This is a genomic window from Ensifer sp. LC163 (assembly GCF_001695855.1).
Classification (GTDB): Bacteria; Pseudomonadota; Alphaproteobacteria; order Rhizobiales; family Rhizobiaceae; genus Ensifer.
This window is the reverse complement of sequence record NZ_MBSS01000012.1, coordinates 284,119-306,258: the sequence shown is the minus strand read 5'-3', so window position 1 is coordinate 306,258 and position 22,140 is coordinate 284,119. Positions and strand designations below refer to the sequence as shown.

The 22,140-nt window shown below is 61.1% G+C and carries 21 protein-coding genes and 1 pseudogene; 16 read left to right on the top strand and 6 right to left on the bottom strand.

Annotated features, from left to right (window positions below; genetic code table 11):
* Positions 1 to 153 precede the first annotated feature (153 nt).
* On the bottom strand, positions 154 to 2,226 hold the full coding sequence (locus tag BC360_RS11340; protein ID WP_065795232.1) for a lytic transglycosylase domain-containing protein: 2,073 nt from the start codon (positions 2,224 to 2,226) through the stop codon (positions 154 to 156).
* Between the two features lie 295 nt (positions 2,227 to 2,521).
* Here BC360_RS11340 and dapA point away from each other — a divergent pair, with 295 nt between their 5' ends.
* Positions 2,522 to 3,406, top strand: coding sequence for a 4-hydroxy-tetrahydrodipicolinate synthase (dapA, locus tag BC360_RS11335; protein WP_065795231.1), 885 nt, complete (start codon positions 2,522 to 2,524; stop codon positions 3,404 to 3,406).
* The gene (gene smpB, locus BC360_RS11330) at positions 3,406 to 3,885 is read left to right on the top strand and encodes an SsrA-binding protein SmpB (protein ID WP_065787308.1); all 480 of its coding nucleotides are present in this window, start codon (positions 3,406 to 3,408) and stop codon (positions 3,883 to 3,885) included. Before dapA ends, smpB begins: the two co-directional genes overlap by 1 nt.
* Before the next feature lie 184 nt (positions 3,886 to 4,069).
* On the opposite strand, the gene BC360_RS11325 is transcribed toward smpB, so the two are convergent.
* Positions 4,070 to 4,651 (bottom strand): NYN domain-containing protein, encoded by a 582-nt coding sequence (locus tag BC360_RS11325; RefSeq protein ID WP_065795230.1) that lies wholly within the window; start codon positions 4,649 to 4,651, stop codon positions 4,070 to 4,072.
* Positions 4,652 to 5,121: 470 nt separating this feature from the next.
* On the opposite strand from BC360_RS11325, the gene rpoZ reads away from it, so the two are divergent.
* The 8 genes from rpoZ (at position 5,122) to era (ending at position 12,095) form a co-directional block, all read left to right on the top strand.
* Complete coding sequence (gene rpoZ / locus BC360_RS11320; RefSeq protein WP_065787307.1) at positions 5,122 to 5,529, top strand: DNA-directed RNA polymerase subunit omega; 408 nt, start codon at positions 5,122 to 5,124, stop codon at positions 5,527 to 5,529.
* Positions 5,530 to 5,632: 103 nt separating this feature from the next.
* Positions 5,633 to 7,858, top strand: a complete 2,226-nt coding sequence (locus BC360_RS11315) for a RelA/SpoT family protein (RefSeq protein ID WP_065787306.1) — start codon at positions 5,633 to 5,635, stop codon at positions 7,856 to 7,858.
* Between the two features lie 356 nt (positions 7,859 to 8,214).
* Positions 8,215 to 8,367, top strand: coding sequence for a DUF3563 family protein (locus BC360_RS11310; protein WP_065787305.1), 153 nt, complete (start codon positions 8,215 to 8,217; stop codon positions 8,365 to 8,367).
* Positions 8,368 to 8,651: 284 nt separating this feature from the next.
* A complete protein-coding gene (locus tag BC360_RS11305) occupies positions 8,652 to 9,116 on the top strand; it encodes a DUF2062 domain-containing protein (RefSeq protein ID WP_244512708.1) in 465 nt (154 codons plus the stop codon).
* Entirely contained in the window at positions 9,113 to 9,532 is a 420-nt protein-coding gene (gene acpS / locus BC360_RS11300; protein WP_065787303.1) for a holo-ACP synthase, read from the top strand. The genes BC360_RS11305 and acpS overlap by 4 nt, the downstream gene beginning before the upstream one ends.
* Positions 9,533 to 9,697: 165 nt before the next feature.
* Positions 9,698 to 10,441: a signal peptidase I gene (gene lepB / locus BC360_RS11295; protein ID WP_065787357.1), complete on the top strand. Its 744-nt coding sequence runs from the start codon at positions 9,698 to 9,700 to the stop codon at positions 10,439 to 10,441.
* Positions 10,441 to 11,157: a ribonuclease III gene (gene rnc / locus BC360_RS11290; protein ID WP_139110025.1), complete on the top strand. Its 717-nt coding sequence runs from the start codon at positions 10,441 to 10,443 to the stop codon at positions 11,155 to 11,157. Before lepB ends, rnc begins: the two co-directional genes overlap by 1 nt.
* 8 nt (positions 11,158 to 11,165) lie before the next feature.
* Positions 11,166 to 12,095 carry a GTPase Era gene (era, locus tag BC360_RS11285; RefSeq protein WP_065795567.1) on the top strand — a complete coding sequence of 310 codons (930 nt, stop codon included), beginning with the start codon at positions 11,166 to 11,168 and terminating at the stop codon, positions 12,093 to 12,095.
* Between the two features lie 289 nt (positions 12,096 to 12,384).
* Here era and BC360_RS33035 read toward each other — a convergent pair.
* Positions 12,385 to 12,537, bottom strand: a pseudogene (locus BC360_RS33035) (glycerophosphodiester phosphodiesterase); the annotation flags it as partial.
* A gap of 156 nt (positions 12,538 to 12,693) precedes the next feature.
* On the opposite strand from BC360_RS33035, the gene BC360_RS11280 reads away from it, so the two are divergent.
* From BC360_RS11280 to BC360_RS11265, 4 genes are all read left to right on the top strand, one after another.
* Positions 12,694 to 13,740, top strand: coding sequence for a glutathione S-transferase family protein (locus BC360_RS11280; RefSeq protein WP_065795229.1), 1,047 nt, complete (start codon positions 12,694 to 12,696; stop codon positions 13,738 to 13,740).
* Between the two features lie 298 nt (positions 13,741 to 14,038).
* Positions 14,039 to 15,295: an SAM-dependent methyltransferase gene (locus tag BC360_RS11275; protein WP_065787300.1), complete on the top strand. Its 1,257-nt coding sequence runs from the start codon at positions 14,039 to 14,041 to the stop codon at positions 15,293 to 15,295.
* Positions 15,296 to 15,467: 172 nt separating this feature from the next.
* Complete coding sequence (locus tag BC360_RS11270; RefSeq protein ID WP_065795228.1) at positions 15,468 to 17,774, top strand: Tex family protein; 2,307 nt, start codon at positions 15,468 to 15,470, stop codon at positions 17,772 to 17,774.
* A gap of 209 nt (positions 17,775 to 17,983) precedes the next feature.
* Positions 17,984 to 18,301, top strand: a complete 318-nt coding sequence (locus BC360_RS11265) for a hypothetical protein (RefSeq protein WP_065795227.1) — start codon at positions 17,984 to 17,986, stop codon at positions 18,299 to 18,301.
* Positions 18,302 to 18,392: 91 nt separating this feature from the next.
* Here BC360_RS11265 and rkpK read toward each other — a convergent pair whose 3' ends face one another.
* The 3 genes from rkpK to BC360_RS11250 all read right to left on the bottom strand — a co-directional run bounded on the left by rkpK (position 18,393) and on the right by BC360_RS11250 (position 21,231).
* On the bottom strand, positions 18,393 to 19,706 hold the full coding sequence (rkpK, locus tag BC360_RS11260; RefSeq protein ID WP_065795226.1) for a UDP-glucose 6-dehydrogenase: 1,314 nt from the start codon (positions 19,704 to 19,706) through the stop codon (positions 18,393 to 18,395).
* Between the two features lie 79 nt (positions 19,707 to 19,785).
* Entirely contained in the window at positions 19,786 to 20,829 is a 1,044-nt protein-coding gene (locus BC360_RS11255; protein ID WP_065795225.1) for an NAD-dependent epimerase, read from the bottom strand.
* Positions 20,830 to 20,898: 69 nt separating this feature from the next.
* Positions 20,899 to 21,231 (bottom strand): ArsR/SmtB family transcription factor, encoded by a 333-nt coding sequence (locus BC360_RS11250; RefSeq protein ID WP_065795224.1) that lies wholly within the window; start codon positions 21,229 to 21,231, stop codon positions 20,899 to 20,901.
* Between the two features lie 49 nt (positions 21,232 to 21,280).
* Here BC360_RS11250 and BC360_RS11245 point away from each other — a divergent pair, with 49 nt between their 5' ends.
* Together BC360_RS11245 and BC360_RS11240 are read left to right on the top strand one after the other, a co-directional pair.
* Entirely contained in the window at positions 21,281 to 21,763 is a 483-nt protein-coding gene (locus BC360_RS11245; RefSeq protein ID WP_065787294.1) for an SRPBCC domain-containing protein, read from the top strand.
* A 13-nt stretch (positions 21,764 to 21,776) separates the two neighbouring features.
* Positions 21,777 to 22,133, top strand: coding sequence for a glyoxalase/bleomycin resistance/dioxygenase family protein (locus BC360_RS11240; RefSeq protein WP_065787293.1), 357 nt, complete (start codon positions 21,777 to 21,779; stop codon positions 22,131 to 22,133).
* Positions 22,134 to 22,140 lie beyond the last annotated feature (7 nt).

The window sequence follows — 22,140 nt, the reverse complement described above, 5'->3', positions numbered from 1 at the left end:
CTCCGGCTATCACGATTATTTGATCATCGCCGTCCGTCAACGATCACGACGAGCAATCAATCTGAACCTGGCTTTTCCCGTTGGCACGGCCCCGTGGAAACGCGTTATCTCTTTGTTTTACGCATTTCCTGACGGAAAATCCCCGGAATTGCTTTAAGGCAATTGTCGTCCCATTCTAAGGTCTGCGACTATGTCGGTGCTTTGACCGAGCCTGACTTTATAGACCTGATAGTTTTCCATCACACGCTGGACGTAGTTCCGCGTTTCCTGGAACGGGATGCGTTCGATCCAGTCGACGACGTCGTCGATCGGTTTGCCGCGGGGATCACCATATCGGCTGAGCCAGTCCGGGACACGACGCGGACCGGCGTTGTAGGCGATGAAGGTGAGAATGTAGGAGCCGCCGAAGCTGTTGATCTGCTCACCGAGATAGTGTGCGCCGAGAGTGGCGTTGTATCCGGCATCGCTCGTCAGGCGGTCCTTGGAATAGGCAAGGCCGTAGCGGCTCGCCACGCCTTTGGCTGTTCCGGGCAGGAGTTGCAGCAGGCCCCGGGCGTTGGCTGTGGACACCGCCGCAGGGTTGAAGGCGCTTTCCTGCCGCGCGATCGCATAGGCGAGCGCCTTGCCCGAGCCATCGATGTTGGCCGTCGGCGGGATGACACCGACAGGGAAGGCGAGTGCGGCAACATCGATGCCACGGCCAAAGGCGGTCTTACCGATCTGGAGGGAAAGCTGGTGATTGCGGGTTTTTTCGGCGCGTGCCGAAAGGATCGCCAGCTCGCCGGGGCTCGTCAGTTCTTCCGCGAGCGCCCGATAGATGCTGTCGGCGCGCCAGCCGTGGCCGGCAGCGTCGAGCCGTGCGATCGCGCGAACCGCCTCGCGGCTTTCGAAACGGGCACGATCCTCCGATGACGGAGCCGGATAGGTGACATTGAGTGCCTTGCGGCCGAGCCGTGCTGCAGCAAGCTGGCCGTAGAAGGTGCCGGGAAAGCGGGCCGCGTTGGTGAAATAATCCTTGGCGTTGCCCGGTCCGCCCGCTTCCGCCGATCGTCCAAGCCAGTACCAGGCCCGCGACGCCGAAAGCGGCCGGTTCGAAACATCAAGGATCCGCCGGAAATGCCGCGATGCCGCGGCCGGATCTTCCATGCCGCGCAGCGCGTACCAGCCGGCGTGAAACTCCGCGTCGACGATATCGGTCGCCTCGCTCGCCTTGTGGTTGGCGGCAACCCGGTAAGCGCCGCGGAAATCCCCCTTGTCCAATAGGCCGCGGCTGACGATCCGTTGTTCGGTCCACCACTCACCGGGATTGACCAGCGCGTCCTGGTCTTTCGGCATCGTGGCCAGCAGCTTGGCGGCCTCCGCATATTTGTCCTGCTTGCGCAGGCTTTTGACGCGGATGAACAGGTAGGCTGGGTCACTATGCCAAGAGGGACCCACCGACGATATCAGGGCAGGAGCATCGGCAGTGCCGCGGCTGACGGCCGCCCAGGCGCGGTAGAGCGACTGCGCCTTGCCGAGATCGCTGAAGCGTTCGGCCTGCTCGATGCGATTGCGATAAAGCAGCATCGTCATCCGCTGCCGATGGTCTGCAACAGTCAAAAGGCCAGAAAACTCCGAGAGGATCTGCGTTTCCAAATCCTTGTCGAGCCCTTGCTTGAACCAGAGTGCGCGCAGCCGCGTTGCTGCCGTCGCACTCTGCCCCTGGGCCACCAGCGCGCGGGCAAGGATGATCGTCCCTTCAGTGGTCTCGGGCTGCGTCTGTCCGAAAGCGGCAAGTATATCGGCAGCTGGCGGGTCTTCGCGATAGAGCGCGCGCTCTGAATGGGCGCGGAGCGATTTGAGGCCCGGCCATCCCTGCAGTTCGCGCTGGGCGTCTGCGATTTCGTAGGAGGGAATGCCACGTTGTCCCGAGACGGCGATTGCCCAGGTCAGAATATGACGGTCGAGCGTGCCTTCGCGCATGCCGTTTCGAACGGTGATCGCTTTGCCGGGGTTCTTGTCGGAAAGTGCATCCAGACCGACCTTCAAGTCGCCTTGGATGGGCGATACCGTCGCCGGGATCGCGCCGGTAATGTCCTTACCCGAAACGCGGCCGGCCTTGTCGGAGATTGCCGGTTTGCTGCCCGGTACCGGCACTTTGTTCGGGGCTTCCGAGGAGTTGGCCGACGAGGCCAGCAGCGCTGCGCCGATCATGGCGGCGACAGGCAGAAAGATTGATCCGCGCATCAAGAGCCCCGTGTTTCCCCGTGTCTCACATTCATTTGCCGCCGGGTTGCCTAACGAAAGGTTACCGGGGCCTATCGATCATAGCAATCGCACCGTCGCCACCTCCGCACCGGATGGCGAGCCTCAAGGATTATGCGGCTTGCACGTCAAGCTTTTACGTGAAAACCGGCATGAAATGCCGTGTCACGGCGCTTGCCGCAGCCCCCTCACATGATTATGGTGCGGCAGTTTTCTAACCGTCGATTACGGCCAAAGCGTGAGTGTATTTGCGTTTTTGAGCCGTCAGGAGTTGTGCATGTTCAAGGGTTCCATTCCCGCTCTCGTAACACCGTTCACGGCCACCGGCGCGGTGGATGCGGAAGGTTTCGTCGCGCATGTGGAATGGCAGATAAATGAGGGCAGCTCCGGTCTCGTGCCCGTCGGCACGACAGGTGAATCGCCAACCCTTTCGCATGCGGAGCACAAGCAGGTCGTCGAGCTCTGCATCAAGGCAGCCGCCGGCCGTGTGCCGGTGATTGCAGGTGCCGGCTCCAACAATACGACCGAGGCCATCGAGCTTGCGCAACACGCCGAAAAGGCGGGCGCGGATGCCGTACTCGTCGTCACGCCATACTACAACAAGCCGACGCAGAAGGGCCTGTTCGCCCACTATTCGGCGATCGCCGAAAGCGTGAAGCTGCCGATCGTCATTTACAACATCCCCGGCCGCTCCGTTGTTGACATGAGCGTCGAGACGATGGCCGCGCTCGCCAAGGCCCACCCGACGATCGTCGGTGTCAAGGATGCCACCGGTAAGATCGAACGCGTGTCCGAGCAGCGCATGGCCTGCGGCAAGGATTTCGTTCAGCTTTCCGGCGAGGACGCGACGGCGCTTGGCTTCAACGCCCATGGCGGCGTCGGCTGCATTTCGGTCACGGCAAACGTCGCGCCGCGGCTCTGCGCCGAATTCCAGGAGGCCACGCTTGCCGGCGACTATGCCAAGGCGTTGGAATATCAGGATAAGCTGATGCCGCTGCATAAGGCGATCTTCATCGAGCCTGGCCTGTGTGGCGCCAAATACGCGCTGAACCGTCTCGGCCGCATGAGCCGTGCGGTGCGCTCGCCACTGCTTTCGACACTCGAGCCGGCAACGGAAGCCGCCATCGATGCAGCGCTCAGACATGCAGGATTGATGAACTGATGGCACCCAAGGGAAGCCAGCGCACGGTCAAGAAGATTGTCGCGGAAAACCGAAAGGCCCGCTTCAATTACGAGATCGTCGATACCTACGAGGCCGGTCTGGTTCTGACCGGCACCGAGGTAAAGTCGCTGCGCGAAGGCAAGGCAAACATCGCCGAATCCTACGCCACTGACGAGGGCGGCGAGATCTGGCTGATCAATTCCTATCTGCCGGAATACCTGCAGGCGAACCGCTTCAACCACGAGACCCGTCGTCGCCGCAAGCTGTTGCTGTCCAAGCGCGAGGTCAACCGGCTGCAGGGTGCCGTCAACCGCGAAGGCATGTCGCTCATTCCGCTCAAGATCTATTTCAACGATCAGGGCCGCGCCAAGCTCGAGCTGGCGCTCGGCAAGGGCAAGAAGCTGCACGACAAGCGCGAAAGCGCCAAGGAGCGCGATTGGAACAGGCAGAAGAGCCGGCTGCTCAAGGATCGCGGCTGAGCGCAGCCGCACTCCCTCCACGGCCTACTGCATAATTCCTTGAATCGGAATCGATTTAAGGAGGAAATTATGCAGCAAGTTTAGGGTGTTACGGCGTCCTTAGCGCGTCATATTTGACGCGCGGCGCTGTAGCGCAGCTTAGCCTCTGCTATCTCTTCCGTTGATGGGCAAGTGATTGGTTCGCTCAGATCTCGACGGGGTCAGCCACCGGCTCTACATGCTGCCGGGGAGCGCGCTCGGATGGGTCACGGCCGATTTCGGCGCGCAGCGTGACGAGGTCGATGAAGTGATCTGCCTGGCGGCGCAGGTCATCGGCGATCATCGGCGGCTGGGTCGACATCGTCGATACCACCGAAACCTTTCGGCCCTTGCGCTGCAGCGCTTCGACGAGCGTGGTGAAATCGCCATCGCCGGAAAAGATCACCAGATGATCGACGGTTTCCGATTGTTCCATGGCGTCGATCGCGAGTTCGATGTCCATGTTGCCCTTGATCTTGCGGCGGCCGAGCGAGTCCGTGAATTCCTTCGCCGGCTTGGTCACGACCTTGTAACCGTTGTAGTCCAGCCAGTCGATCAGCGGACGGATCGACGAGTATTCCTGGTCTTCGATGAGAGCCGTATAGTAGTAGGCGCGCAGCAGGTAGCCGCGCTTCTGGAATGCCTTGAGCAGTTTGCGGTAGTCGATGTCGAAACCGAGGCTCTTCGATGCGGCGTATAGATTTGCGCCGTCGATAAAAAGAGCGATTTTCTCGCGAGGGTCAAACATCGTTATTCCTTTTTGGTGCGCAACGCGTTCGGGTAAACCGCCCATCGGCGGATGCGCGAAAATACGGCCATTACATTAATAATTGCTGATATTGCAAATAATGTAGTTAACCACTTGCATTATTCCAAGCGGCTCCCTGCGAATATAGCTAGTTTTAGCAGTTGCTGCAGCTCGTCCACATAGGAAGTCTGCAATTTCTACCAGGCGTTTCCGGTTTGCATTAAAATGTGCAACTAGGGGGAGCGCGCGCGAATTCCAGCCCGTCCGCATGGCATTTTATTGGCCAACACAGGGTGATGTGAACGCTCCGTGCAGGAAAAACTTGAACTTGTGCTATTTTGATTGTATCCGGGCGGCTAATTCCAGAAATCGGAGCCGACGAGGCCGTCATCCGGCGGCCGTTCCGGTCTCGTGTCGTTAATCCGTGCAGCGGCGATGATCGCCGCGCTTTGAGCCCAAAAGGACAGGCAATGGCCCGCGTCACCGTCGAAGATTGCATTGACAAGGTCGACAACCGTTTCGAACTCGTGCTGCTCGCCAGCCACCGCGCCCGCCTGATCTCGCAGGGCGCAGCGATCACCATCGATCGCGACAATGACAAGAACCCCGTCGTGGCGCTGCGCGAAATCGCCGACGAGACGCTCTCGCCCGGCGACCTTAAGGAAGACCTGATCCATTCGCTGCAGAAGCATGTCGAAGTGGACGAGCCCGAGCCCGATCCGGCTTCGCTGGTCCAGGCCGATGCCGACACGACTTTTGCCGAGACGGCGGAAGACGAGGATCAGCCGGAAGCAATCACGTTCGACCGTATGTCGGAAGAAGAGCTGCTGGCCGGCATCGAGGGCCTCGTGCCCCCGGAAAAGAGCGACGACTACTGAGATCCGTAACGGAACAAACGTTCCCGCGTGTTTTCAAAGCAGTGCGCCACTCGTATGATTGGCGCACTTTTTTTATTGTCTTTTCCCACGGAGCCGCCAGCGGATGATGCGCCAATACGAGCTCGTTGAGCGCGTTCAGAAATACAAGCCCGACGTCAATGAAGCCCTGTTGAACAAGGCTTACGTCTACGCCATGCAGAAACATGGGCAGCAGAAGCGGGCAAGCGGCGACCCCTATATTTCCCACCCGCTGGAAGTGGCAGCGATCCTCACGGAAATGCATCTCGACGAATCGACGATCGCGGTCGCGCTCCTGCACGACACGATCGAGGATACGACGGCCACCCGGCAAGAGATCGACGATCTCTTCGGCGAGGATATCGGCGCCCTCGTCGAGGGCCTGACCAAGATCAAGAAGCTCGATCTCGTTACTAAGAAAGCCAAGCAGGCAGAAAACCTGCGCAAGCTGTTGCTGGCGATCTCCGACGACGTGCGCGTCCTCCTGGTCAAGCTTGCCGATCGGCTGCACAACATGCGCACGCTCGATCATATGACGGCTGAAAAGCGGGCACGCATCTCCGAAGAGACGATGGACATCTATGCGCCGCTCGCCGGGCGCATGGGCATGCAGGATATGCGCGAGGAGCTCGAAAACCTCTCGTTCCGCCACATCAATCCCGAGGCATTCGAAACCGTCACCCGACGTCTGGAAGAATTGTCGGAGCGCAATGAAGGTCTGATCAAGAAGATCGAAGATGAATTGACCGAGCTGCTTCAGACCGAAGGGTTGAAAGGCGCCCAGGTCAAGGGGCGGCAGAAGAAACCCTATTCGGTCTTCCGCAAGATGCAGTCGAAGTCATTGTCCTTCGAGCAGCTTTCCGACGTCTGGGGCTTCCGCATCGTCGTCGACGATATCCCGTCGTGCTATCGCGCACTCGGCATCGTGCACACGCGCTGGCGCGTCGTGCCTGGTCGCTTCAAGGATTACATCTCGACCCCGAAGCAGAACGACTACCAGTCGATCCACACGACCATCGTCGGCCCTTCACGTCAGCGCATCGAGCTGCAGATCCGCACGCGACGGATGAACGACATCGCCGAATACGGTATCGCCGCCCACTCGCTCTACAAGGACGGCGAGGGGGTCTCGACCGAAACCGCGCTGTCGCCGACGTCGAATGCCTATTCCTGGCTGCGGCGCACGATCGAGTCGCTGGCCGAAGGCGACAATCCTGAAGAGTTTCTCGAACACACCAAACTCGAACTGTTCCAGGACCAGGTGTTCTGCTTCACGCCAAAGGGCCAGCTGATCGCGCTTCCGCGTGGCGCGACGCCGATCGACTTCGCCTATGCGGTGCACACCAACATCGGCGATACCTGCGTCGGCGCCAAGATCAACGGCCGCATCATGCCGCTGGTGACGCGCCTCAACAATGGCGACGAAGTGGAGATCATCCGCTCGGGCATCCAGGTGCCGCCGCCGGCGTGGGAAGAGATCGTCGTCACCGGCAAGGCGCGCTCTGCCATCCGGCGCGCGACGCGCGCGGCCATCCGCAAGCAATATGCCGGCCTTGGTTACCGCATTCTGGAGCGAACCTTCGAGCGCGCCGGCAAGACGTTTTCGCGCGAGGCGCTGAAGCCCGCGCTGCATCGGCTTGGACAGAAAGAAGTCGAGGATGCGATCGCGTCGGTCGGCCGCGGTGAACTGTCGTCGCTCGACGTGCTGCGGGCGGTGTTCCCCGACCACCAGGACGAGCGCGTAACCGTCAAGCCCAACGCCGATGATGGCTGGTTCAACATGCGCAGTGCTGCCGGCATGGTGTTCAAGTTGCCTGGCCGATCCAAGGAGGCAGGCGAGCCGGCACAGGCGGAAGGTCCGGAAGCGCTGCCGATCCGAGGGCTCTCGGGCAATGCCGGCGTGCATTTCAGCGCCGCCGGTGCCGTTCCCGGCGATCGTATCGTCGGCATCATGGAGAAGGACAAGGGGATCACCATCTATCCCATCCAGTCGCCGATCCTGCAGAAGTTCGACGACGAGCCGGAACGGTGGATCGACGTGCGCTGGGATCTGGACGAGGCCAACAGCAGTCGTTTCATGGCGCGCATCGCCATCAGTGCCTTGAACGAACCGGGCACGCTGGCGGAGGTTGCCCAGTCAATTGCGACGAGCGATGTCAACATTCGCTCGCTTTCCATGGGGCGGGTGGCTGCCGACTTCAGCGAGTTGCACTTCGATCTCGAGGTCTGGGATCTACGCCAACTGAACCATCTGATCACGCAGCTGAAGGAACTGCCCAGCATTTCCACGGTCAAGCGCCTCTTCGAGTGAGGGGGCGCCGCTCGGCCTTCGTATAGGCTGCCACGCCGTCATCATCGGCACCATTGTTCTCTTCACCCGTCGCGGGGGCAATGGTTCCTGCCCGGGGCGCGGATGATGGCCAGACGTTTTCTCTTCTCGCCTGCGCCTGTCTCGCCGTTTGTTAAGCCCGGCGACACCTGTCGCCGGCCGCGAGAGCATGGCCATTGCGCGTTTGTTTTGCGCAGTTGCCTTGAATTCAGGCAGGTCGAGGTCTGAAAAGTGGCAAGGCATGCTTGTCGCGCATGGCTGCTGTCTTTTCCTGGCTCTGGTGGAACAGTGACCTCTAAACTATCTTCTGCATCGGGAGGTAAACGAAGAGGTTTGCCATGTTTAATCAGTTGAAGAAGATCACCCGCGCGCTGCGCGTCGCCACTCAGGAAGAGCGCGAGCTCGCCTATCTCAACGGTTCGGTCGATCGCATCGATCTCGAATACCGCCAACGCCAGATCGATCGCGGCCTGTTCCGCAACGGCTACTAAGCTGCTGCCTGTTCCTGCATGATGGCGGGAATAGCGAGCCATGCGCCAGGCGAATGGCTCATTCGTGATCGCTGCACCACACGCCAGCGGGTTGCAAGCAACGGGCATGACGCCTATCTTGCGGCCGGTAAACAGGCGGACACGCCGTCTTGTGCCGACTGGCGGTTTCAAGATGCGGTCATGACGGCATAATGTTATTCAGACGTAGAAAACCGGTCACGATTTCCGAAAGGCTTCGCGCGCTTGTTTGGCCGCGCAAGGGCTTTCGGCGTGGCCCCCGCTACATGGCGCTGCGTATCCTGCGCCTGTCGTCGTCACCGCACTCGATCGCGATCGGGGTCGCTGCGGGTGCCGCCTCCTCATTCACGCCCTTCTTCGGGCTCCATATCATCATCGCAGTCGCGCTCGCTTCCGTGTTCTCCGGCAATCTGCTTGCCGCAGCGATCACCACGGCGCTGGCCAATCCGGTGACGATCCCGATGATCCTGACAGCGTCCTACGAGCTTGGAACGGTCATCATCGGGCCGCAGGCGTCAGGTGCCGCAACCGGCGCGGACGTCGCGCATATGGTCGAGCACCTCGAATTCTCGGGCCTTTGGGGCCCCGTGTTCAAGCCGATGCTGATCGGATCGGCTCCGCTTGCCGCTGCCGGCGCCCTGATCTTCTACCCGCTGGCCTATCAAACGGCCCATCTTTTCCAGTCCCGCCGCCGACGCGCACGGTCGTCCGGTGCAAGGTCCACATCATGATCATCGGCATCGGCAGCGATCTCATCGACATCAGGCGCATCGAAAACTCGCTCTCGCGTTTCGGCGAGCGTTTCGTCAATCGCTGCTTCACCGAGGTGGAGATCGCCAAGTCCGAAGGCCGCAAGAACCGCGCCGCCTCCTACGCCAAACGCTTTGCCGCCAAGGAGGCCTGCTCCAAGGCGCTCGGCACCGGAATGGCGCAGGGCGTCTTCTGGAAAGACATGGGCGTCATCAATATGCCCGGTGGCAAGCCCACGATGCATTTGAGCGGTGGTGCTGCCGAACGGCTTCAGGCGATGGTGCCCAAGGGGCATCGCGCGGCAATCCATCTGACGATTACCGACGATTTCCCGCTGGCGCAGGCCTTCGTGATTATCGAGGCGCTCCCCGTTGCCCCGCCAGAGGGAACGGTTTAGAGCATTCCGTTGAGAAATCCGGGCGTGCCCGATTGCGGGGGCAGGGTGCCCTTGCCGGATACAAAATTGCGCATCCGCCTTTGAGGCTGGAAACCGAAAGCGCGAACGACAGTTGATTGAGCGGCACGCTTGTAGAGCGCGCCGATGACAAAGGAAGACAGCAGCGTGGCAGAAAAGACAGAAGCGAAGCAGAGCGGTCTCTGGGAGAATGTGAAGGTCATCATCCAGGCGCTGCTCCTGGCCGTGGTCATTCGCACCGTCTTCTTTCAGCCTTTCACCATTCCGTCGGGCTCGATGATGCCGACCCTGCTTGTCGGCGACTACATCTTCGTCAACAAGTTCGCCTACGGCTACTCCAAGTATTCGCTGCCGTTCTCGCCGGATCTGTTCTCGGGTCGCATCTTCGCCAGCGAGCCGGAGCGCGGCGACATCGTCGTCTTCCGCTTCCCGCCGAACCCGGACATCGACTACATCAAGCGTCTGGTCGGCCTGCCCGGCGATCGCATCCAGGTGCGCAACAGCATTCTCTACGTCAACGACAAGCCGGTCGATCGCGCGCCTGACGGCGCCTTCCGTGCCGACGATCAGTACGACACCGGCGGCGACGTGCCGGTCTACCGCGAAACCATGGACAACGGCGTTTCCTATGACACGCTCGATCAGTTCCCGGACTCGCGCGGCGATAACACGCGCGAGTTCATCGTGCCCGAAGGTCATTACTTCATGATGGGCGACAACCGCGACAACTCGGCCGACAGCCGCTTCGATGTCGGCTTCGTGCCCGCCGAGAACCTTGTCGGCCGCGCAAGCCTGATCTTCTTCTCGCTCGGCAACGACACCTCGTTCCGCGAAATCTGGAAGTGGCCGGCGAACCTGCGCTACGACCGCCTGTTCAAGGCGGTCGAATGATGAAGGCGCGGTCGCTAAGCGCGGAGGATCGGGCCAAGCTCGAGGCCGTGATTGGCTATCAGTTCAGCGAGAAGGAGCGGCTCGATCGGGCGCTGACCCATTCCAGCGCCCGCAATGCCAGGGGATCGAACTATCAGCGGCTCGAATTCCTCGGAGACCGGGTGCTGGGGCTTTGTGTCTCCGAGCTTCTGTTCCAGACGTTTCGTGATGCCAACGAAGGCGAGCTTTCTGTGCGGCTGAACCAGCTCGTCAGCGCCGAGAGCTGTGCCCTGGTCGCCGACGATCTGGCGCTGCACCAGTTTATCCGCACTGGTTCCGACGTGAAGAAAATCACCGGCAAGGCGATGATGAATGTGCGCGCCGATGTGGTAGAGTCGCTCATCGCCGCCATCTATCTCGACGGCGGGCTGGAGGCGGCGCGCAAATTCGTGCTGCTACACTGGAAAGAGCGGGCGACCCGCGCCGACGGCGCCCGTCGCGATGCCAAGACCGAATTGCAGGAATGGGCGCATGCCAAGTTTGGCATCGCGCCGACGTACCGGACGGATGACCGTTCCGGCCCCGACCACGATCCGCGTTTCACCGTGACCGTGGAGGTTGCGGGCGTAGCGCCCGAGACGGGGACGGATCGATCCAAGCGCGGCGCCGAGCAGGTGGCCGCGACGAAATTGTTGGAACGCGAAGGCGTGTGGCGGAAAATCTCCGCCGGAAATTGACGGAAAACATGACGGATATGGAAAAAGATACGGCCGCCGAAAGCGCGCCGACCCACTCGGGTTTCGTGGCGCTGATCGGCGCCACCAATGCCGGCAAGTCGACCTTGGTCAACCGCCTAGTCGGCGCCAAGGTTTCGATCGTCAGCCACAAGGTTCAGACGACACGGGCGATCGTGCGCGGCATCGCCATCCACGATAACGCACAGATCGTGTTCATGGACACGCCCGGCATCTTCAAGCCGCGGCGCCGGCTCGACCGGGCTATGGTGACGACGGCCTGGGGCGGAGCCAAGGACGCCGACGTCATCATGCTTTTGATCGACAGCGAGCGCGGCCTGAAAGGTGACGCGGAAACGATCCTTCAGGGTTTGAAGGAAGTCCACCAGCCGAAGATCCTGGTTCTGAACAAGATCGACCAGGTGCGGCCGGAGGATCTGTTGAAGCTCGCGGCAACGGCCAACGAGACGATCAAGTTCGAGCGCACCTTCATGATCTCCGCGCTGACCGGATCGGGCTGCAAGGACCTGATGGATTATCTTGCCGAGACGCTCCCGGAAGGTCCCTGGTATTACCCCGAGGACCAGATTTCCGACCTGCCGATGCGCCAGCTCGCGGCCGAAATCACCCGCGAGAAGCTGTTCTTGCGCCTGCATCAGGAGCTTCCCTACGCCTCGCATGTCGAAACCGAGAAGTGGGAAGAGCGCAAGGACGGATCCGTTCGCATCGAACAGGTGATCTACGTCGAGCGCGAAAGCCAGAAGAAGATCGCGCTCGGCAAGAACGGCGACGCGATCAAGGCGATCTCCACCGCGTCGCGCAAGGAAATCTCCGAGATTCTCGAGCAGCCGGTGCACCTCTTCCTGTTCGTCAAGGTGCGTGAAAACTGGGGCGATGACCCCGAGCGCTTCCGCGAAATGGGTCTTGAATTCCCACGCTGATCGGCAAGTCCCCAATATGCAATAGCGCCGCGCGCCAGCCTGCTGGCGAGCGGCTTCTTACAAGGCGCGGACCTTCAGTGGCTCCGCAAAAGCCTGCTGGCGGGACTTGTCTCCGCACTTACTGCATGTTTCCTTAAATCGTATCCGGTTTAAGGACAAAAACATGCAGCAATTCAAAGTGCTACAGCGACCTTTGCGCGTCTGATAAGACGCGCGGCGCTGTAGGTCAAAGCGCCTGTGCCTCGACCGCACTGTTTCCTTCAAGACAATCGCGAGCAGATATGCACCGTCACGACGCCGGTTGCCTTTTTGCCAGCATCGGTCCGATCGTCTCCGCGCGGTTGGTCCAGACGTAGCCCGAGAAGCTCTCCGGCACCAATTCAAGATCTTCCGCGCTATCGATACCGGTGCTGAAGTCGCCGCGCGCATAGGGGCCGAGCAGGCGCCGGGACTGCTCGACAATGCGGCGTCACCGTGTTGCGTCGCGCTGGACGTGTGGCCTGCGTATTGCGAACGATCTGTCAACCGGCCGCCGAATTGACCTGCACGCGCACGCGTGAGAGGGAAATGACGTTCCCGCAAGATCAGGAGAGAATTCATGCCGCAGCTCGTCGATGGAAAATGGGTCAAGGGCGACGTTGCTGCGAGCGAAATGAAGGGCGGCGCCTTTCATCGCGAGCCAACCCGTTTCCGCAGCTGGATCACGGCCGATGCTGGCCCCGGCCCGCAGGGGCAGTCAAGTCTTCCCGCGGAAGCCGGGCGCTATCGCCTGTTCGTTTCCTATCTCTGCCCCTGGGCGTCGCGCACGATCGCCTTTCGCAATCTCAAGGGGCTTCAGGACGTGGTCGGGCTTACCGTCTCCAGCCCGCTTTTGGGCGAGGACGGCTGGGTCTATGACGAACCTGTCGATGCCGGTCCACGCGTCGGCATGATCCGATTCCATCATGAGCTCTATACGGCGAGTGACGCCGGCTACACCGGCAAGGTCTCGGTCCCCGTCCTCTGGGACATGAAGGAAGGGCGCATCGTCAACAACGAATCCGCTGACATCATCCGCATTCTGAATTCGGCTTTCGACGACCTGACCGGCAATCGCCTCGATTTCTACCCTCAAGCGCTGCGTGCGAAGATCGATCGCTGGAACGATCCGATTTACGAGCGCGTCAACAACGGCGTCTATCGCGCCGGTTTTGCCAAGACGCAAGCCGCCTATGACGAAGCCGTCACGAGCCTGTTCGGGATGCTTGATGAGCTCGAGCGCCACCTGACGGCCAATCGCTACGTCGCGGGCGAATATCTGACGGAGGCCGATATCCGTCTGTTCGTCACATTGATCCGTTTCGACGCGGCCTACCACGGCGTCTTCAAGTGCAACCTTCGCCGGATCGAAGACTATCCGGCGCTTTCCAATTATCTGCGTGAAATCTACCAATGGCCCGGTATCGCCGAAACGGTGCGCATCGATCACATCAAGCGTGGCTACTACGGCATCGCCCACGTCAATCCGACCCGTATAGTGCCCGCCGGTCCCCTGCTCGATTTCTCCCGCCCACATGACCGGCGTTCTCTGCCGGGTCGAGGGGTCGTCGGCGCTGATGCCGCTTCGGCCGATTTACTAAGCAAACAAATCTTTGAGGGGGCATAAAAGCCCATTGCCAATCGATTGAAGCCTACTAAGTTAGTGGAAGTTCTGATGGATAGGAGCCAGATGGCGGCTGGCCTGACGAATTTCCGGTTACGCGCGCGTGAGCAGCGCAGCATGTTTGCCGGATGCCGTTTGGCCACGCCCGAGCCGGTTTTCGCCGCTTCCGGACGTGCTTTGCGTCACGCCCATGCGTTTCGCGTCATGCGGGCTACGACGCCCTCCGGAAGCCCCGATAGAACCGGCGCCGTCGCCGCGCCTGTGCGCCAGGACATATGTGTCGGTCTGGCAGGGGTTGGGTATGAATGCGGCATTGTTGAATTTGCTTCGCCGTCTGGTGCGCAAGGGCAACCTGACGGTGTTCTTCTCCGCGGGTGAGCAGGTCATTCTGGGCGATGGCTCGGGAAAACCGGCAACGATCCGCATCGTCGATGCGGAGGCCGAAAAGGCGATAGCGCGCGACCCGGGTCTTCGTTTCGGTGAACTCTATATGGACGGGCGCGTCGTCGTCGAAGACGGCGATATTTTCGACGTGCTCTCGATCGTAAAGGAAAACGGGCTCGAGAACGCCGCGACCGTTCCAAACACCCTGGTTGCTCTTCAGCACGTGTTGCGCCAGCAGGTGAAGAGCCGGATGCCGGTCAACCGCAACCGGCACAATGTGGCCCATCACTACGATCTCGATCGCAAGCTCTTCAATCTTTTCCTCGATCCGGACTGGCAATATTCCTGCGCCTACTTCGAGCCGACAGGCATCTCGCTCGACGAGGCGCAGCTCGCCAAGAAGCGCCATATCGCCGCCAAGCTGTTGCTCGAACCCGGGCAGAAGGTGCTTGAGGTCGGCTCCGGCTGGGGCGGCATGGCGATGTATCTGGCCGAATCCTCCGGCGTCGAGGTGACGGGCATCACGCTCAGTGAGGAGCAGCTGAAAATCTCGCGCGAGCGGGCGGTTATGCGCGGTCTGTCCGATCGCGTCCATTTCGAGCTTCAGGATTACAGGACGATGCAGGGCCGGCAGTTCGACCGCATCGTATCGGTCGGCATGTTCGAACATGTCGGCATCGGCAATTATGGCCGGTTCTTTCGCAAGATCAGGGAGCTGCTGAAGCCGGAGGGCGTGATGCTCTTGCACTCCATCGGGCAGGTCTACAAGCCGTGGGCGACCAATCCCTGGATCGAGAAGTACATTTTCCCCGGCGGTTACATCCCGGCGCTTTCGGAGGTTCTGCCTTCCGTTGAAAAGACCCGGCTTCTGGTCAAGGATATCGAGATCCTGCCGATGCACTACGCCTGGACGCTGAGGGCGTGGCGGGAGCGTTTCCTGGCGCGGCGCGAAGAGGCGGTAAAACTCTTCGACGAACGCTTCTTCCGCATGTGGGAGTTCTATCTTGCCGCGTCCGAGACGGCCTTCCTCCACGACAAGCATTTCATCTTCCAGCTGCAGCTGTCGCCGTCGCTCGACACCGTGCCTTTCGCCCGCGGTTACATCGAGGCGAAGGAACGGGAGCTGATGGAATTCGAGAAGACCCGCCCGCCGCTCGAGCCGGTCGATATCTAACGCTTGCCGCCCTAAGGTGTGTCGAGGCTTCGGCGCGCCGACATACTTAAAAAACAGAGGCATGGAGTACGTCTTCTGTGGAGTTCCGGTTTTCCGGCCCGGGCCTTCACTTGGCCTTGAAGACCTGCGCCTTTATGGTCGCCGACTGAAAACAGGAAAGACGGATCCCACCATGGCCAGCCCAGCAAAACCCATCGCCGCCATCATTGCCAGCGAGATCAAGGCGACGACCTCCCAGGTCACCGCCGCAGTGGAGCTGCTCGATGAGGGCGCGACGGTGCCGTTCATCGCCCGTTACCGCAAGGAAGTAACCGGCGGGCTGGACGATACGCAGCTGCGCACGCTGGCCGAGCGGCTGACCTATCTACGCGAGCTGGAGGCGAGGCGGGGCTCGATCATCGAATCCATCCGCGGACAGGGCAAGCTGACCGACGAACTCGAAGCCAAGATCGTTGCCGTCGAAACCAAGGCCGAGCTTGAGGATATCTATCTGCCCTATAAACCGAAGCGGCGCACCAAAGCGGAGATTGCCAGGGAGCGTGGCCTCGGACCGCTTGCCGAGGCCATTCTCGCCGACCGGACGATCGCGCCGACTGACCGCGCCGGCGCGTTTCTGACGGCGGATGTGCCCGATGTCAAGGCGGCGCTTGACGGCGCGCGCGACATCATTGCCGAAGGCATGACTGAGAACGCCGACCTGCTCGGACGCCTGCGCAACCATATGAAGGGGGCGGCGTTCCTGCGAGCCAAGGTGGTCGACGGCAAGCAGGAGGCCGGCGCCAAGTTCTCGGATTATTTCGATCATTCCGAACGCTGGGCGACGACGCCGGGTCACCGGGCGCTTGCCATGCTGCGCGGCTGGAACGAAGAGGTGCTCGCCGTCGATATCGTCGTCGATCAGGACGATACGTCTCCGGTCAAGCCGGTGGAGCGCATGATTGCGGCCGCCTACAATGTCGGCGGGCAGCTGCCGGGCGACAAATGGCTTTCCGAAGTCACCGGCTGGACCTGGCGGGTGAAGCTGTCCATGTCGCTGTCGCTCGACCTGATGCGCGAGCTGCGCGAGCGGGCGGAAGAGGAAGCGATCCACGTTTTCGCCCGTAATCTGAAAGATCTGTTGCTGGCCGCTCCCGCCGGCTCGCGCGCCACGATGGGGCTGGACCCCGGTATTCGCACCGGCGTCAAGGTCGCCATCGTCGATGGTACCGGCAAGCTCCTGGAAACGACGACCGTTTATCCGTTCCCGCCGAAGAACGACGTCCGCGGCACGCAAGCCGAACTGGCTTCGCTGATCCGCAAGCACAAGATCGAGCTGATTGCGATCGGCAACGGTACTGGTAGCCGCGAGACGGAGAGGCTTGTCGCCGACATGCTCGCACAATTGCCGGCGCCGAAGCCGACCAAGGTTATCGTGTCCGAAGCCGGCGCTTCGGTCTATTCCGCCTCGGAGACGGCAGCGCTTGAATTCCCCGGCCTCGACGTCTCGCTGCGTGGCGCAGTCTCCATCGCCCGGCGCCTGCAGGATCCGCTGGCCGAACTCGTCAAGATCGAGCCGAAGTCGATCGGCGTCGGCCAATATCAGCATGACGTCGACCAGTCGAAGCTCAGCCGCTCACTGGATGCGGTGGTGGAGGACGCAGTGAACGCCGTGGGCGTCGATGTGAACACGGCATCCGCACCACTGCTCGCGCGTGTCTCCGGCCTTGGCAAGTCGTCGGCAGAAGCGATCGTTGCTCACCGCGATGCCGCCGGACCGTTCGCCAGTCGCAAGGAGCTCTTGAACGTGGCGCGTCTCGGCGCCCGCACCTTCGAACAATGCGCCGGCTTCCTGCGCATTCCTGATGGCAAGGAGCCGCTCGACGCTTCCTCGGTCCACCCGGAAGCCTACGGTGTCGCCAAGAGGATCGTTGCGGCCTGCGGGCGCGACGTTCGCACGCTGATGGGTGACAGTGCGACGTTGAAGCAGCTTGACCCGCGTGTGTTCGTCGACGACCGTTTTGGTCTGCCGACGGTCAAGGACATTCTGGCCGAACTGGAAAAACCGGGCCGCGACCCACGCCCGAGCTTCAAGACAGCGACCTTCGCCGAAGGAATCGATGACATCAAGGATCTGAAGGTCGGCATGCAGCTCGAAGGCACGGTGACCAATGTCGCCGCCTTCGGCGCCTTTGTCGATGTTGGCGTCCACCAGGACGGCCTCGTCCATGTCTCGCAGTTGGCCGACCGGTTCGTGAAGGACCCCCACGAAGTGGTCAAGGCCGGCGACGTGGTTCAGGTGCGGGTGACCGAAGTGGACGTTCCGCGCAAGCGCATCGGCCTGACCATGCGCAAGGATGGCGGTGCCGACACGGGCCGCGAGGCGAGGGCCCCCGCGTCGAACAACGGCAACCGCAGCGCGCCGGTGCGTCCACAGAAGCCGCAGCAGCCGTCGCAAGGCGCGTTCGGCGCCGCGCTCATGGAAGCGATGAAGCGAAAGTAATCTCCATCGCCCGGAAGTCGTATCGGCTTCCGGGTTTCTATCTATAAATTAGGTAATTGTAATATACGGATTGCTCCGCCATACTGATCTCGTGGCGGCACTTGTATCGTGTCGCGAGCAAGTGCCGATCATAACAATGCCGGTCTACGGCGGAACAGGTCAGCGGAAACTCCTTTTCCGCCGGGTTTCCCGGCGAAAGGAGGTGCGTCATGGGACGCAATGTGATCCGTGGCCTCGCTCGAGCCGTCATGTTGGCGGCCGCAGTGACGGCACATCCAAATCCGGCGAGTTCGCAAGCGATGGCGAACTGTGCCGAGCGGTCCGAAGTGATTGAATTTCTCTTGCGCCAGTATCAGGAAAAACCGGCGGGGATCGGACTGATCAACCCGCATGCGATAATGGAGATCTACGTCGCCGACAGCGGCACCTGGACCCTGATCGTCACTGATGTAACCGGGCGAAGCTGCGTCATCCTCGCCGGTAAAAGCTGGGAGGCATTGCCTCCGCTGCCGATACCGAAGGCTTGAGGCATCGACGGTGTCGAGCTTTGAGCAGGTGGCTAACCCATAGCCGCTACCGGGCGGAGTGCCCGGCGCATGATCATTCGTCGTCTAACTCTCAATGTGGCCGACCGACGCTGGCATAGGCAAAGCCATGCTTTGCCACTTCCTCAGGGCGATAGATGTTTCTAAGGTCGACCAGAACCGGCCCTTTCATCACGGCTTTCAACCGGCGGAAGTCGAGCGCGCGGAATTCGTTCCATTCTGTGACGATCACCAGCACGTCAGCCTCTGTGGCCGCCTCGTAGGGGTCGTTGGCATAGTCGATGCCGTCGATCAGCTTCTTGGCGTTTTCCATGCCTTCCGGATCGTAGCCGATGACATGGGCGCCGGCATCCTGCAGGGTCTGGACCACTGTTATGGCCGGGCTGTCGCGCATGTCGTCGGTGTTCGGCTTGAAGGTGAGGCCGAGAACGGCAACCTTGCGCCCGCGCACATCGCCGCCGGCCGCCGCAATCACCTTGCGACCCATGGCGCGCTTGCGGTTGTCGTTGATGGCGACCGTGGTTTCGACCAGACGAACGGGGCTGTCGAAGTCCTGGGCCGTCTTGACCAGCGCCAGCGTGTCCTTCGGGAAGCAGGAGCCGCCATAACCCGGGCCGGCGTGCAGGAATTTGGCGCCGATGCGGCCGTCGAGGCCGATGCCGCGGGCGACGTCCTGGACGTTGGCATCGACCTTCTCGCAGAGGTCGGCCATCTCGTTGATGAAGGTGATCTTCATCGCCAGGAAGGCATTGCCGGCGTATTTGATCAGCTCGGAGGTGCGGCGCGAGGTGAAGACCAGCGGCGCCTGGTTGAGATAGAGCGGACGGTAGACCTCGGTCATGACGTCGCGCGCGCGTACATCATCGTCGGCAAGGCCGATGACAATGCGATCGGGGCGCTTGAAGTCCTCGATGGCCGCACCTTCGCGCAGGAATTCCGGATTGGAGACCACGGCGAAATCGGCGTCCGGGTTGGTTTCGCGGATGATGCGCTCGACCTCGTCGCCGGTGCCGACCGGGACCGTCGACTTCGTCACGATGACGGTGAACCCCTTCAGGTTGACGGCGATCTCGCGCGCGGCGGCGTAGACATAGGAGAGATCGGCATGGCCGTCGCCGCGCCGCGACGGCGTGCCGACGGCGATGAAGATCACGTCGCTGTCGGCGACCGCCGCAACGAGATCCGTCGTGAACGTCAGGCGGCCGGATTGGACATTGCTCGCAACAAGATGGTCGAGACCGGGTTCGAAGATCGGGATGCGCCCCTGCATCAGGGCGTCGATCTTGCTTTCGTCCTTGTCGAGACAGACCACGTCATGGCCGAAATCGGCAAAACACACACCGGAAACAAGGCCGACATAACCGGCGCCGATCATCGTGACTTTCATCTGCTCTTCCTTTTGTTGCGAGAGCTTCGCTTATGGAGAAGTGCGGCTGCGGCGGTCGTTGCCGGATGCAGCCTGCGCCTCAGTCTTGCAAGGCTGGTGAGCCAGCCCTTTCTGGGGGACCGTAATATTCGTCGTACCATGCCGCAAAGCGCGTAACGCCGTCTTCCACCGAAATCGACGGCTTGAAATCGGTGAGCGCCTCGAGCAGTTCCGGAGAAGCGTAGGTGCGAGGCACGTCGCCCTGCTGCATCGGCAGCAGGTTGCGAAGTGCCGGGCGGCCGACGGCCTTTTCGATCGTCTCGATGAAGGTCATCAGCTCCACCGGCTGGCCGCCGCCAATGTTGACGACACGGAACGGCGCCTGCCGCGACAGCGTGTCCTCGGCCTTTTCGGGCGGTACCCGGTTTTCCTCCGAGGGAACGACATGGGAAAGCCTGAGGATGCCTTCGACGAGATCGTCGATATAGGTGAAGTCACGGCTCATGCGACCTTCGCCGTAAATGTCGATCGGCCGGTCGTTGTGGATGGCGTCGATGAACTTGAACAGCGCCATGTCGGGCCGACCCCAGGGGCCATAGACCGTGAAGAAACGGAACGCCGTCGTCGGCACCTTGTAGAGATGGGCATAGCTGTGCGCCATCAGCTCCATCGATTTCTTCGTCGCTGCGTAGATCGTCATCGGCTCGTCGGCCCGGTCCGTCTCGGCGAACGGGACTTTTTCATTGGCGCCGTAGATCGATGAGGTCGAGGCCAGCATCAGGTGCTTTGGGCCGATCTCGCGTGCCAGCTCCAGCATGTTCCAGGAGCCGATGAGGTTGGAATCGACATAGGCTTTGGGGTTTTCCAGGCTGTAGCGAACGCCCGCCTGCGCTGCCAGGTGGATAATGACTTCCGGCTCGGCCAAATCTGCGGCGTGGTTCAGCGCATCCCGGTCTTCCAGCATGCCGACGACCGCCTTGAAGCCGTTCGAGCGGGCGAGGATGGCGTGCCGCTGTTCCTTGAGCGCCACATCGTAGTAGGGCGTCATGCCGTCGAAGCCGACGACGAAATGCCCCTCGTCGATCAATCGCTTTGCAAGATGAAAACCGATGAAACCGGCCGTGCCGGTGATGAGGTAGCGCAAGACGATATCCCCAGATTGCGTTGTCGCGCGTTCATACGAAGAAAGCAGGGCAATGGAAAGCCGAAACCGTCACTCCGAGGGACCGCCGAGCCCCTGCTGCAAGGCGGAAAGCACCGACATCGCGTGACCGGCATACTGGCTGATCCAGCGATTGTGGATAGCCTGGATCGGCATGGCGTTGAGGTGGTTCCAGCGCTCGCGGCCTTCGCGCTGGACGAGCACCAGGTCGGCCTCTTCGAGAACCTTCAGGTGCTGCATGACGGTGCAGCGATCTAGGCTGGAAAACTGTTCACATAGCATGCCGGTCGTCTTCGGCTCATCCCTGAGGGCGTCGAGGATCTGCCGGCGCAGGTTGTTGGCAAGCGCCTTGAAAATCAAGTCGTCTTTCGAATCGGTTGACATGTTATATTTTTATAACATATGCTGTGGCAGCACAATGGGAGGAGAGATCATGTCTTTCGAATTTCGTGTGAATGGACGCATCGACCGGCCTGTCGCCGAGGTTTTCGATGCGGTCGTCAATCCGGACCAGATCAGCAAATACTTCGTCACCCTTGGTGGGGTCAGCGGGCCGCTCGTTGCTGGCACAACCGTCACCTGGTGGGGCAATGTGCCGATTGAGGTCGAGGCGGTGGAGCCCCCCGAGCTTATCGTCCTTCGCTGGGATGCGATGGTGGAGAAAGGGGAGGAGCCCTATCGCACCAAGGTCGAGATGCGCTTCAAGTCTCTCGACGATGGCGCAACCATGGTGACGATCGCCGAGACCGGCTGGCGCGAGAACGCGCGGGGACAGAAGAGCTCGTACATGAATTGCGAGGGTTGGTCGCAGATGCTGGCCTGCATGAAGGCCTGGCTCGAATACGGAATCAATCTGCGCCAGGGCTATTATGTCAGCGAATTGTCCGGCCAGCCGGCGACGGAACCGCAACTCTAAGGGAGTTCATGCCATGACCATCACGGGCGGTATCAATATCGCGATGAAGGTTCCGTCACATCAGTATGAGGCGGTCGTCGCCTTCTACCGCGACACCGTCGGGCTCGAGCCTTTCGACAAGAAGGCGCCGGCCAAGGGTTTCATCCTCGGCCCCAACAGGCTGTGGATCGACGAGGCGCCGAATTACAGCCAGGCGGAGGTGTGGCTCGAACTCTTCACCGACGACCATGAGGCGGCACTCGGCGGGCTTGCCGAAAAAGGCGTCGTGCGCTGCGACGCGGTCGAAGATCTCGGTGAAGGTTTTCGCGGCGGCTGGATCATGAATCCGGCCAACATCGTGCACATGGTGCGTACGCCGGACGCCTGGTAGGCGCCCG

What these genes read in the sequence shown, in the direction of transcription:
- BC360_RS11250 (WP_065795224.1), bottom strand. Translation starts at nt 21,231, where the DNA reads ATGTCAACCGATTCGAAAGACGACTTGATTTTCAAGGCGCTTGCCAAC.
- era (WP_065795567.1), top strand. Translation starts at nt 11,166, where the DNA reads ATGACGGATATGGAAAAAGATACGGCCGCCGAAAGCGCGCCGACCCAC.
- BC360_RS11245 (WP_065787294.1), top strand. Translation starts at nt 21,281, where the DNA reads ATGTCTTTCGAATTTCGTGTGAATGGACGCATCGACCGGCCTGTCGCC.
- BC360_RS11340 (WP_065795232.1), bottom strand. Translation starts at nt 2,226, where the DNA reads ATGCGCGGATCAATCTTTCTGCCTGTCGCCGCCATGATCGGCGCAGCG.
- BC360_RS11275 (WP_065787300.1), top strand. Translation starts at nt 14,039, where the DNA reads ATGAATGCGGCATTGTTGAATTTGCTTCGCCGTCTGGTGCGCAAGGGC.
- BC360_RS11280 (WP_065795229.1), top strand. Translation starts at nt 12,694, where the DNA reads ATGCCGCAGCTCGTCGATGGAAAATGGGTCAAGGGCGACGTTGCTGCG.
- rnc (WP_139110025.1), top strand. Translation starts at nt 10,441, where the DNA reads ATGAAGGCGCGGTCGCTAAGCGCGGAGGATCGGGCCAAGCTCGAGGCC.
- acpS (WP_065787303.1), top strand. Translation starts at nt 9,113, where the DNA reads ATGATCATCGGCATCGGCAGCGATCTCATCGACATCAGGCGCATCGAA.
- dapA (WP_065795231.1), top strand. Translation starts at nt 2,522, where the DNA reads ATGTTCAAGGGTTCCATTCCCGCTCTCGTAACACCGTTCACGGCCACC.
- BC360_RS11240 (WP_065787293.1), top strand. Translation starts at nt 21,777, where the DNA reads ATGACCATCACGGGCGGTATCAATATCGCGATGAAGGTTCCGTCACAT.
- BC360_RS11305 (WP_244512708.1), top strand. Translation starts at nt 8,652, where the DNA reads ATGGCGCTGCGTATCCTGCGCCTGTCGTCGTCACCGCACTCGATCGCG.
- smpB (WP_065787308.1), top strand. Translation starts at nt 3,406, where the DNA reads ATGGCACCCAAGGGAAGCCAGCGCACGGTCAAGAAGATTGTCGCGGAA.
- BC360_RS11265 (WP_065795227.1), top strand. Translation starts at nt 17,984, where the DNA reads ATGGGACGCAATGTGATCCGTGGCCTCGCTCGAGCCGTCATGTTGGCG.
- rpoZ (WP_065787307.1), top strand. Translation starts at nt 5,122, where the DNA reads ATGGCCCGCGTCACCGTCGAAGATTGCATTGACAAGGTCGACAACCGT.
- rkpK (WP_065795226.1), bottom strand. Translation starts at nt 19,706, where the DNA reads ATGAAAGTCACGATGATCGGCGCCGGTTATGTCGGCCTTGTTTCCGGT.
- BC360_RS11310 (WP_065787305.1), top strand. Translation starts at nt 8,215, where the DNA reads ATGTTTAATCAGTTGAAGAAGATCACCCGCGCGCTGCGCGTCGCCACT.
- BC360_RS11325 (WP_065795230.1), bottom strand. Translation starts at nt 4,651, where the DNA reads ATGTTTGACCCTCGCGAGAAAATCGCTCTTTTTATCGACGGCGCAAAT.
- BC360_RS11270 (WP_065795228.1), top strand. Translation starts at nt 15,468, where the DNA reads ATGGCCAGCCCAGCAAAACCCATCGCCGCCATCATTGCCAGCGAGATC.
- BC360_RS11315 (WP_065787306.1), top strand. Translation starts at nt 5,633, where the DNA reads ATGATGCGCCAATACGAGCTCGTTGAGCGCGTTCAGAAATACAAGCCC.